Origin of the sequence: Oceanicola sp. S124 (assembly GCF_000220565.1) — a bacterium.
In the GTDB taxonomy this organism is placed as follows: Bacteria; Pseudomonadota; Alphaproteobacteria; order Rhodobacterales; family Rhodobacteraceae; genus Pseudooceanicola.
Genome location: NZ_AFPM01000290.1, coordinates 1 through 10,311 on the forward strand (window position 1 = coordinate 1; position 10,311 = coordinate 10,311).

The window sequence follows — 10,311 nt, forward strand, 5'->3', positions numbered from 1 at the left end:
GCGGCTCGTTCAGCATGTAGTAGGCGTCCGGGCAGCAGCACCGCGACGGTGCCAGCGGCGGCGATGGCCGCAACGTCTTCCTCGGTGGCATATTCGAAATGGTCGACTGACAGCGCCCTGTGGCGCGCCGCAAGCAGGGCCCCGCCCGAGCGGGTCATCTGTTCGGTGTGCAGCTTCACCGGCAGGTCCAGTTCGGCGGCGACGTCGAACAGCGGCGCGATCTCCTCGGGCGAGAAGGCGATGCCCTCGCAGAAGGCGTCGACCGCATCGACCAGCCCCTCGGCATGGGCCGCGCGCAGCCCGGCGATGGCCACCTCGCGGATATAGCCCTGTCGGTCGTCCTGGTATTCGGGAGGCAGGGCATGAGCGGCCAGCCAGGTGGTGCGCAGGCGGAAGGGCCGCAGCCCGGCCAGCCGCCGCGCGGCCCGCAGCATCCGCAGCTCCGTCTCGATATCCAGCCCGTATCCCGACTTGATTTCGACGGTAGAGGTCCCCTCGGCCAGCAGCGCATCCAGCCGCGGCAGGGCCTCGGCGACCAGCTGCGCCTCGTCGCGCGCACGGGTGAAGCGCATCGAGGCCCTGATGCCGCCGCCCGACCGCGAGATGTCCGCGTAGGACACACCTTCCAACCGCGCCTCGAATTCGTCCGAGCGATCGCCGCCGAAGATCAGGTGGGTGTGGCAGTCTATGAACGAGGGCAGCACCAGCCGCCCCCCCAGATCCGTGACCTCGGCGCCGCCGGTCGGCAGGTCAGGCCCCACCGCCACGATCCGTCGCCCCTCGACGGCAATCGAGACCAGGGCCTCGACCCCCACGATCCGAGCATTCGTCCAGATCCTCTGCGCCATCCGCCACTCCTCCGGGAGATCCATCGCCAGCCTAATTAAGTATATACATAATCGGAGCCGCCTGGCCAGTATCTTTGAAGCCCACGCCCGACGAGGGACCAAGCGAGAGGACAGGGCCACCTGGCAGAGACGACCTGGAGCGGCAGCATTTGAGCAATGGCTGCTGAGCCTTTTCACTTCCGCCGGCCGCATGTTCTGCAGATGATGAGCGCAATCCCCCGAATTCAGGCGGGCACAACTGTCCTATCCCGGCCACTGTCCGCCTTCGCGCCGGAAGCACTTTGCGAAGAGGGGGCGTTTCCAAGACCGTCCAGCCAGTCGGGACAGCGACGCCACAAAGGAACAGCCCCCCTCTTCCGGCAGTCCACGCGTCTCTCCGCTTCGCCCAAGGCACATCTGTCCAGGCGAGGGTGCCTGATTGACGCGATCCAGCTTTCCCACCGGCTTTCATGACCCGCATCTCGCACACCCCAGCTGCAGCGTGGGGTGCCTGCCCCTGCAAGGACGACGTGCAGACCAAGGGCCCCGAGGCCCTCTGCGCCGTGCCGCCCGATCCGCGGCCCGTGCAGGGAGCGCTCGGAAGGCGCTGACGACCTGCGGCTCGGGCAGCTGCGCGAGCCTCTGTCGAGCGAGCAGGAGACGCGCATCCTGCTGCAGGCCGACCGCCCTCTGGGCCACCGCGACAAGGCGGTCGGCGGCAAGCTGGCCATCGACATCAAGTGGATGCTGAATCACGCCCCCGCGCTTGGGCAAAGGCCCGGAAAGAGGGAGATATTCGTTTTCTCTTTTCTCCCGTTTCCGGAACAACGCCCAACCCTGGCGGCAATACCGGAACGTTGGTCCTTATCTCCGGACCGCGCCTTGCCTGTTTCGGAAAATCGTTCTTAACAGAGCGCATCTTTCCCTTCGGCCAGGAGCATTCCCATGGTTCTCTCGACACCCTCCCGCCCCCGGTCCCTGCGGGTCATTCCGCGCAGCCTCGCGGCCGCAGCCATCGCGCTGTCCGGCCTCGTCAGCCCCGCCCAGGCGCAGGACCGCGAAATCCTCAACGTCTCCTACGACATCGCGCGCGAACTCTATGCCGCCCTGAACCCGGTCTTCGCCGAGAAGTGGCAGGCCGAGCATGGCGAGACCCTCTCGATCCAGCAGAGCCACGCCGGTTCCTCCAAGCAGGCCCGCGCCATTCTGCAGGGCCTGAAGGCCGACCTGGTGACCTTCAACCAAGTGCTCGACGTGCAGATCCTGGCCGACAACGGCTTCGTCGACGAGGACTGGCAGCAGGACCTGCCCAACAACGCCTCGCCCTACTACTCGCTGCCGGCCTTCCTTGTGCGCGGTGGCAACCCCAAGGGCATCGAGGACTGGGACGACCTGGTGCGCGACGACGTGTCGATCATCTTCCCCAACCCGAAGACCAGCGGCAACGCCCGCTACACCTACCTCGCCGCCTATGCCTATGCGCTGGACAAGTTCCAGGGCGATGACGCGGCCGCACAGGAGTTCGTCGGCAAGATCCTCCGCAACGTGGCGGTCTTCGACACCGGCGGGCGCGGCGCCACCACCAGCTTCGTCGAACGCGGACTGGGCGACGTGCTGATCACCTTCGAGGCCGAGGTCGAGAACATCCGCGCCGCAGAGGCCGAAGGCGCCTACGAGCGCGTCGTGCCGCCGGTCTCGCTGCTGGCCGAGTTCCCGGTCGCGCTGGTCCGCAAGGTGGCCGATGAACGCGGCAATACCGAAGTCGCCGAAGCCTACCTGGACTTCCTCTACAGCACCGAAGCACAGGAAATCATCGCCGCCTTCAACAACCGCGTGCATGACCCCGAAGTCGTCGAGGCCACCGCCGACCAGTTCCCCGAGGTGCGCCTGATCACCGTGGAAGAGGTCTTCGGAAGCTGGGCGGAAGCGCAGGAAACCCACTTCGGAGACGGCGGCACCCTCGACAAGGTGTTCCGCAACTGACAAGGGTTCAGGCCCGAAGACCGCCCCCTGCGCCCGACGCGGGGGGCATCGCCGTTTGAAGAGGTCCGCGATGCGCGCTGCCCGCCCCGCCCCGCATATCCTGCCCGGTTTCTCGCTTTCGCTGGGGATCTCGGTGCTGTTTCTCTGCCTGATCGTGCTGTTGCCGATCAGCGGGCTGCTCTGGCAACTGGGCGGGCTCGGCTGGTCGGACTACCTGCAGGTCATGGGCTCCGAGCGGGTGCTGACCGCGCTGCGGGTGACGGTCACCGCCGCCGCCGCCGCGACACTGGTCAACGGCGTCTTCGGGCTGATCCTGGCCTGGGTGCTCAGCCGCTACCGCTTTGCCGGGCGCGGCGTGCTGGATGCGCTGGTCGACCTGCCCTTCGCGCTGCCGACCGCCGTCGCCGGGATCGCCCTGGTGGCGCTCTATGACAAGTCGGGCTGGGTCGGCGGGCTGCTGGACCACCTCGGCCTGCAGGTCGCCTATACCTGGTGGGGCATCGTGATCGCGATGATCTTCACCTCGATCCCCTTCGCCGTCCGCGCCATCCAGCCCGCCATCGAAGAGCTGGACGCCGCCGAGGAAGCCGCCGCCCTGACCCTGGGCGCCAGTCCCTCGCAGCGCTTCCGGCTGGTGATCCTGCGCCCGCTGCTGCCCTCGATCCTGACCGGCGTCGGCCTGTCCTTCGTGCGGTCGCTGGGGGAATTCGGCGCGGTGATCTTCATCGCCGGCAACCTGCCCTACAAGACCGAGATCGCCTCGCTGCTGATCCTGATCCGGCTGGACGAATTCGACTACCCGGCCGCTGCCGCCATCGCCGGCACGCTGATGGCGGCCTCGCTTCTGCTGCTGGCGGCGATCAACATCGCCCAGACCCGGCTGCAAGCCTACCTGCGGACAGAGGCCTGACCCATGGCGCGTATCCTGCTGATCCTTCTCGCGACGCTCTTCCTGGCCCTGATGGTGGTGCTGCCCGTGGTGGCGATCTTCCACCGCGCCTTCGCCGAAGGCTGGGGCACCTACCTGGCCTCGATCCTCGACCCCGAGACCCTGGCCGCGATCCGCCTGACGGTGATCGCCGCGCTGATCGTGCTGCCGCTGAACATCGTCTTCGGCGTCGCCTCGGCCTGGGTCATCGCCCGCTACCGCTTCCCCGGACGCCGCGCCCTGCTGGTGCTGGTCGAGCTGCCCTTCGCCGTCTCGCCCATCGTCGCCGGCCTCTGCTTCCTGCTGATCTACGGCGCCTATGGCCCCGTCGGCGCCGCGCTCGAACCCTTCGGCGTGCAGCTGATGTTCAACCTGACCGGCATCGTTCTGGTCTCGCTCTTCGTCACCTGCCCCTTCGTCATGCGCGAGATCCTTCCCGTGCTGATGGTCACCGGCGAGGACGAGGAGAAGGCCGCCCTGACCCTCGGCGCCAACGGTTGGCAGATCTTCCGCCACGTGGTGCTGCCCAACATCTCGTGGGGGCTGGCCTATGGCACCGTGCTGACCATGGCCCGCGCCATGGGCGAATTCGGTGCCGTCAGCGTGGTCTCGGGCGCGATCCGCGGCCAGACCATGACCCTGCCGCTGCAGATCGAGCTGCTTTACAACGACTACAACGCCACCGGCGCCTTTGCCGCCGCCACCGTGCTGACCGGCCTTGCCCTGGTCACCCTGGCCCTGCGCGGCCTGCTGGAACGCTTCGGCCCGAGGAGGGCGCACTGATGACTTTTGAGATCCGCGACATCCACAAGTCCTTCGCCGGCACCGAGGTGCTGAAGGGCGTTTCGCTCAGCCTCGAGAAGGGCGAGTTCATCGCCCTGCTGGGTCCCTCCGGCTCGGGCAAGACGACGCTGCTGAACATCGTCGCGGGCCTGGCCCATGCCGACAGCGGCAGCCTCGTCTTCGACGGAGAGGACATCACCCGCCAGCCGGCAGGGCAGCGCCACTTCGGCATGGTCTTCCAGAGCTACGCCCTGTTCCGCCACATGACCGTGGCGCAGAACATCGGCTTCGGGCTGAAGGTGATGAAGGGCGGCCCCTCGCGCGCCGAGATCGACCGCCGCGTCGCCGAGCTGCTCGAGATGATCGAGCTGCCCGGCCTGGCCGACCGCTTTCCGGCCCAGCTCTCGGGCGGGCAGCGCCAGCGCGTCGCCATGGCGCGGGCCCTGGCGATCCGCCCCCGGCTGCTGCTGATGGACGAACCTTTCAGCGCGCTGGACGCGCAGGTCCGGGTCTCGCTGCGCAGCGAGGTCCGCGCCCTGCAGCGACGCGCCGGTGTCGGGGCGATCATGGTCACCCATGACCGGGCCGAGGCCGATGCCCTCGCCGACCGCATCGCGATCATGGACCAGGGGCGCATCGTGACGATCGAGACGCCCGAACAGGTCGCCTGACCTGCCGCCTGCCCCTCCGCCTGCCCGCTTCGGGCCGGCGGGCATTGAACCGACCTCGCCTCCCGCGCTAGAAACGGCAGGACAGCCCTCGCCAAGCCCGGGCGATAGCGGCGCCGCCGCCTCGTCCGCCAGGTCAGACGTCCCGGCCCCGCGCCGGACCCGCAGCAGCCCGAACCGGAGCAGGACGTGCATCACGCAACAGCCAAGCCATGGCAGGACAGCGGCCCAGAGGCCGAGATACAGCCGCTGCATCTGGTTGGCTGCGATCCCTTCGAACGCGCCCTCCTGCCGCTGCTGCGCAGCCTGATGGAAACCTGCCGCGACCCCGAGACCCATACCTGGAACGCGGTCTACCGCGAGGCCGCGGGGATCTGGGGCGCCGCGCGTGGCCTGCCGCTGGCCTATGGGCTGGCCCATATCGCCGAGGCGCTGCTGCGGGTGCGCGGCGACCGGCTGTGCATCTGCCCCGCGCCCGGCGCCGAGGGCGTGACCCGGGACGAGCGCCTGCTGCTTCTCCTGCTGCACCAGCTGCGGCGGCAGCACCTGGCCGCCGGGCAGGACTTCCTGCTGGACCTGACCGAGGGCGAGATGGACGACGAACTGATGCAGCGGGCGCTGGACTTCGCCCGCGCGCATTCCTGCGGCACGCCGCGTGCGATCGGCAGCGAGGGGGTCATCGGCCCCCGCCTTCGGCTGATCTGAACCGACCACCGGACCGGATCAGATTGGCCCGAACGCGGCGGCACCAACGACAGGGCGGAAGGCATCCCGTGATCGAAGTGGCACATCTTTCCAAGGGCTTCGACGGCCCCGGCCGGGGCCCGCGCGGCGCCGCCCCCCGCACCATGGCCTTCCGCGACATCAGCTTCTCGGTCCCCGCCGGAGAGGTGCTGGGCGTCGTCGGCAAGAGCGGCGCCGGCAAGACCACCCTGCTGCGGGTGCTCAGCCTGCAGGCGCCGCCGGACAGCGGGGTGATCCGGATCGGGCAGGTCCGCGTCGATGAAGCCACCCCCGCCCCTCTGCGGCGCGAGGTCCTGCGACGCACCGCCACCGTCTTCCAGGGCTTCAGCCTGCTCTACAACCGCACGGTGCTGGACAATGTCGCCCTGCCGCTGAAGCTGCGCGGCATCGCCCGGCCCGAGCGTCATGCCCGCGCCCGCGAGATGCTCGACTTCGTCGGCCTCGGCGCCCATGCTTCGGCCTGGCCGATCACCCTCTCGGGCGGCGAGGCGCAGCGCGTCGCCATCGCCCGTGCCCTCGTCACCCGCCCAGAGGTGCTCTTCCTCGACGAGCCGACCTCGGCGCTGGATCCCGAGACCGGGCAGGGCATCCTCGACCTGCTCAGGACCGCGCGGCAGGCGCATCCGATGGCGATGATCCTGGTGGCGCACCAGATGAACGTGGTCCGCTACATGTGCGACCGGGCCCTGCACCTCGACGGCGGCACGGCCCGCCGGCTGGGGCCGGTGAAGCGCAGCGCGACCTTCGACACCGACCCGCTGGCCACCCTGTGGCAGGAGGAGGGCACCGATGCCTGACTGGCTTGCCGACACCTGGCAGCGCTTCGGCGCGCAGATCGTCACCGGTTTCCTCGAGACCTTCCAGATGGTCGCCGTGTCGTTCTGCCTCTCGGCGGTGATCGGCACCGGCGCGGGGCTTGCCCTGTCGCTGTGCCGCCGGGGCGGCCCCTGGGAAAGCCCGCTGCTGGCGGTGCCGCTCTCGGTGGCGGTGAACCTGGTGCGCTCGGTGCCCTTCATCCTGCTGCTGATCGTCATCGCCCCGCTGGCGCGGCTGCTGGTCGGCACCGCCTACGGCATCCAGGCCTCGATGGTCTCGCTGAGCATCGTCGGCATCGCCGTCGTCACCCGGCTGGTCGAGCAGGCGGTGGCCGACATCAACCCGCAGCTGTTCCAGACCGCCCATGCGCTCTCGGCCAGCCGCTGGCAGCTGGTCACCCAGTTCATCCTGGTCGAGGCCCGGGCGCCGCTGATCCTGGGCTATACCTCGGCCATCATCAGCCTGATCGCCTATTCCACCGTGGTCGGCGTCATCGCCGGCGGCGGTATCGGTTACCTGGCCATCCAGGAAGGGTTCTACATGTGGAACCAACCCCTCATGTGGGTCATCATCGCGCTGATGACCCTCTTCGTCCAACTGATCCAGCTTGCGGGCTCTGCCCTCGCCAGGACCTCCGACAGAAAAGGCAAAGCCCGGACATGATGAAACGTCTCGCGACCCTTGCGGCCTTGCTGGCCGCTCCCCTCTTCCTCGGCACCACCGCCGCCCGCGCCGACGAGGCGATCCGGCTGGGGGTGTCCTTCTTCCCCTTCCACTCTGCCGACAGCACCACGCCGGACCTGCTGGATGCCATCGCCCCCGGGCTTGCCGCCGAAGGCTACCGGATCGAGAAGACCGTCTTCCTCAACTACGCCGAGGCCAATCCCGCCCTCGCCCATGGCGAGATCGACGGCAACCTGATCCAGCACCTGCCCTATCTCGAGATCTTCAACGACCGCTCGGGCGCCGAGCTGGCCATCGCCCAGCCGGTCTATCACGCCACCTTCGCGCTCTACTCGGGCCGCTACGCGACGCTGGAGCAGATCCCCGACGGAGAGACCGTCTTCATCCCCGGCGATGGCGTCAACACCGCCCGTGCGCTGCTGCTGCTGCAATCCGCCGGGCTGATCGGGCTGCGCGAGGGGGCGAGCCATGACGCGGGCCTGTCCGATATCGCCAGCAACCCGCGCGGGCTGAAGCTGGTGCAGACCCCTCTGACCGCCACCGCCGGCGCCTATGACGAGGCCGGGCGCGGCCTTGCGGTGATGTACCCGACCTTCGCCCGCACGCTCGAGCTGGAAGGCGAGGCCGAACGCCTCTACCTGGAACCGCGCAGCGAGATCACCGACATCTATGCCATCAGCTACACCGTGCGGGCCGAGGACCTCACCGATCCGAAGACCGAGGCCCTGGCGCGGGCCCTTCGGTCCGACGCCGCCGCGGCCTTCCTCGAAGAGAACTACGGCTGGGCCTCAGTTCCCGCTCGCTGAGGCCCCAACCCGACAAGGGCCGCCCCGAGAGCGGGCGGCCCCCGATCCAGTCAGGTCCCGAAACAGTCGGCGCCCAAACCAGTCGGGCCGACCGGGATCAGGGCAGCTTGTAGAGCCACTCTTCGGTCAGGTACTTCGACTTGGCCAGGGCCTCGGCGGCGGCGTATTCCGCCTCGGTGATATCGCCGTCGGTGCCGCCGTTCAGTTCGCGGAAGGTGGCCTTCATCGCCGCGATCACCTCGTCGCGGGACAGGCCGCTCTGGCTGCGGACGGGATCCACCCGCTTGCCGGCGCTGGTCGTGCCCTTGTCCGAAAGCTTCTCGCGCCCGATGCGCAGGACGCGCATCATCTTGTCGGCATCCATGTCGTAGGACATCGTCACGTGGTGCAGCACCGTGCCGCTGCTGCCGAAACGCTTCTGCGCCGCGCCGCCGATCTTGCCCTTCGGGCTGCTGATGTCGTTGAGCGGCTTGTAGACCGCCTCGATGCCGATGCCGTTCAGCGCCTTCAGCACCCAGGTGTCGAGGAAGGCATAGGAATCGGCAAAGCCCATGTCGGCGACCAGATCGGCCGGGGCATAGAGCGAATAGGTGATCGCCGAGCCCGGCTCGACGAACATCGCCCCGCCCCCGGTGGCACGCCGCACCACCTCGACGCCGAGGGCCTCGGCAGCCTCCATGTCGACTTCGTTGCGCACCGACTGGAACGAACCAAGGATGATCGCCGCTCTGTCCCATGTCCAGAAACGCAGGGTCGGCGCGCGGCGGCCGCTGGCGACCTCCTGGGCGAGCACCTCGTCCAGTGCCACATGCATGGCGGGCGAGACCGCCCGGGCGTCGACGATGGACCACTCGAAGTCCTGCCAGGTCTTGGCCAGGCCCAGGGCCCGGCGCGCAGCGATGGCCACCGCCTCGGGCGAGAAGCCGAACAGCCGTGCCTCGGGCGGCAGCGCCTGCCGGATCGCCTCGGCGATTTTGGGTGTGCGGGCGGTCAGCGGCAGGCCGACCAGCGCCCGGCAGAGCGGCTCAAGCGCCTCTTCAGGTTCCAGGAAGAAGTCACCGGAAATCTGCGCCGCCGCGATCCTGTCCTCGGCGGTTTCCACGTCCGCCACGACGAGCTTGCCGCCGGGCACCTTGTATTCACCGTGCATATGCACCTCATCCAATTAACCTTGGGGACGGCTGGAGACCGGCAGGAAGCGTCCGATCGATCCTCACTGGCTGCCTGCCGGATATACGCGCCCCGGCGCGATTGCAAATCCGGCGCTGCCGGATCCGGCAGCCTGGAGGACACATCGGAGACGGTTGCCGCCCGCCCGGGTGCAGCATCTGGCCCGCGTCAGGACCAAGCTCGCCCCAGACAGGACTGCCATGGTGCCCTGTTCCGCGCGCCAGCCCCCCGGCGCCGGCTGGCGGCAGCGCCCGGACAAGGGCCGGGACGCTGCCAAGCGGACCGACCAGCTGATGAACGTCGCCAAGAACGCCATGCCATCCTCGTCTGCCGGGCCGAAGATATCGAGGGGGACCGCAGCCTCGCTCGACGACGAACAGATCGGCGCGGCCAATCGCCATCATCGGGCAATCCCCAAGCGATCCGCAGCGAGGATCGCACCGGCACCGAAAGTGCGGCCCGAGACCACGCCCTGACCTCGCGCAGGATCGGGCTCAAAACCCCGCGCAGCCTGAAAGAGATGCGCGGCAGCCCACTGTGACCGGGTTCTCAGAAGCGGATGGTAAAGCGGCAACCGAAGGCCGTCGCGGCAAGATCCGCAAACTCGACGTCGCCATGGCCGCGGCTATCCCAGGCCTCCTTCGCAAGGCCCGCCCCGAAGCTCAGAAGACAGGCCTCGAGAGGTGTCAGCTCGAACTCCTCGGCGGCAACATGGATCGCCGCACCGGCAAGAAGGTGCAGCTGCTTGTCGTAATCGGCAACAGTGATCATGCCCACTGAAAGCAGGGATAAGGGCTCCATGGCCTGACTCCAGACAATTTTTGTCGAATGAGTCAGGTGTAAACCGGGCCTTAAATCCGCTCTACAAATGTCTTGTAAACTCGTTAACGGCCCATGCGTCC

At 68.3% G+C, this 10,311-nt stretch carries 12 protein-coding genes; 9 read left to right on the top strand and 3 right to left on the bottom strand.

Translation table 11 applies throughout. The features are described from left to right. Positions 1-848: imidazolonepropionase (gene hutI / locus OS124_RS25310; protein ID WP_010141604.1), on the bottom strand; the 848-nt coding region annotated here is incomplete at its 3' end. Between the two features lie 924 nt (positions 849-1,772). Between hutI and cysP the strand changes: the two genes are divergently transcribed. The 8 genes from cysP to OS124_RS0119530 all read left to right on the top strand — a co-directional run bounded on the left by cysP (position 1,773) and on the right by OS124_RS0119530 (position 8,239). After that, a complete protein-coding gene (cysP, locus tag OS124_RS0119495; protein ID WP_010141605.1) occupies positions 1,773-2,810 on the top strand; it encodes a thiosulfate ABC transporter substrate-binding protein CysP in 1,038 nt (345 codons plus the stop codon). 70 nt (positions 2,811-2,880) lie between these two features. Beyond that, the gene (gene cysT, locus OS124_RS0119500; RefSeq protein WP_010141606.1) at positions 2,881-3,720 is read left to right on the top strand and encodes a sulfate ABC transporter permease subunit CysT; all 840 of its coding nucleotides are present in this window, start codon (positions 2,881-2,883) and stop codon (positions 3,718-3,720) included. A gap of 3 nt (positions 3,721-3,723) precedes the next feature. Next, a complete protein-coding gene (gene cysW / locus OS124_RS0119505) occupies positions 3,724-4,521 on the top strand; it encodes a sulfate ABC transporter permease subunit CysW (protein ID WP_010141607.1) in 798 nt (265 codons plus the stop codon). Further along, positions 4,521-5,192: an ABC transporter ATP-binding protein gene (locus tag OS124_RS25315; protein ID WP_010141608.1), complete on the top strand. Its 672-nt coding sequence runs from the start codon at positions 4,521-4,523 to the stop codon at positions 5,190-5,192. The genes cysW and OS124_RS25315 overlap by 1 nt, the downstream gene beginning before the upstream one ends. A 186-nt stretch (positions 5,193-5,378) precedes the next feature. Next, complete coding sequence (locus tag OS124_RS0119515) at positions 5,379-5,894, top strand: hypothetical protein (RefSeq protein ID WP_010141609.1); 516 nt, start codon at positions 5,379-5,381, stop codon at positions 5,892-5,894. A gap of 68 nt (positions 5,895-5,962) precedes the next feature. Continuing rightward, a complete protein-coding gene (locus OS124_RS0119520; RefSeq protein WP_010141610.1) occupies positions 5,963-6,730 on the top strand; it encodes an ATP-binding cassette domain-containing protein in 768 nt (255 codons plus the stop codon). After that, positions 6,723-7,412 (top strand): methionine ABC transporter permease, encoded by a 690-nt coding sequence (locus OS124_RS0119525; protein ID WP_010141611.1) that lies wholly within the window; start codon positions 6,723-6,725, stop codon positions 7,410-7,412. Before OS124_RS0119520 ends, OS124_RS0119525 begins: the two co-directional genes overlap by 8 nt. After that, a complete protein-coding gene (locus OS124_RS0119530) occupies positions 7,409-8,239 on the top strand; it encodes a MetQ/NlpA family ABC transporter substrate-binding protein (protein WP_010141612.1) in 831 nt (276 codons plus the stop codon). The genes OS124_RS0119525 and OS124_RS0119530 overlap by 4 nt, the downstream gene beginning before the upstream one ends. Positions 8,240-8,336: 97 nt before the next feature. On the opposite strand, the gene OS124_RS0119535 is transcribed toward OS124_RS0119530, so the two are convergent. After that, entirely contained in the window at positions 8,337-9,389 is a 1,053-nt protein-coding gene (locus tag OS124_RS0119535) for a lipoyl protein ligase domain-containing protein (protein ID WP_010141613.1), read from the bottom strand. A gap of 220 nt (positions 9,390-9,609) precedes the next feature. Here OS124_RS0119535 and OS124_RS0119540 point away from each other — a divergent pair, with 220 nt between their 5' ends. After that, positions 9,610-9,885, top strand: a complete 276-nt coding sequence (locus OS124_RS0119540) for a hypothetical protein (protein ID WP_029375589.1) — start codon at positions 9,610-9,612, stop codon at positions 9,883-9,885. Positions 9,886-9,958: 73 nt separating this feature from the next. Here OS124_RS0119540 and OS124_RS0119545 read toward each other — a convergent pair. Further along, on the bottom strand, positions 9,959-10,311 hold a 353-nt coding region (locus tag OS124_RS0119545; RefSeq protein WP_237708142.1), incomplete at its 5' end, for a hypothetical protein.

Excerpts from the sequence above, each read along its gene's own strand:
- cysP (WP_010141605.1), top strand. The coding sequence starts at position 1,773 with ATGGTTCTCTCGACACCCTCCCGCCCCCGGTCCCTGCGGGTCATTCCG.
- cysT (WP_010141606.1), top strand. The coding sequence starts at position 2,881 with ATGCGCGCTGCCCGCCCCGCCCCGCATATCCTGCCCGGTTTCTCGCTT.
- cysW (WP_010141607.1), top strand. The coding sequence starts at position 3,724 with ATGGCGCGTATCCTGCTGATCCTTCTCGCGACGCTCTTCCTGGCCCTG.
- OS124_RS25315 (WP_010141608.1), top strand. The coding sequence starts at position 4,521 with ATGACTTTTGAGATCCGCGACATCCACAAGTCCTTCGCCGGCACCGAG.
- OS124_RS0119525 (WP_010141611.1), top strand. The coding sequence starts at position 6,723 with ATGCCTGACTGGCTTGCCGACACCTGGCAGCGCTTCGGCGCGCAGATC.
- OS124_RS0119530 (WP_010141612.1), top strand. The coding sequence starts at position 7,409 with ATGATGAAACGTCTCGCGACCCTTGCGGCCTTGCTGGCCGCTCCCCTC.
- OS124_RS0119535 (WP_010141613.1), bottom strand. The coding sequence starts at position 9,389 with ATGCACGGTGAATACAAGGTGCCCGGCGGCAAGCTCGTCGTGGCGGAC.
- OS124_RS0119540 (WP_029375589.1), top strand. The coding sequence starts at position 9,610 with ATGGTGCCCTGTTCCGCGCGCCAGCCCCCCGGCGCCGGCTGGCGGCAG.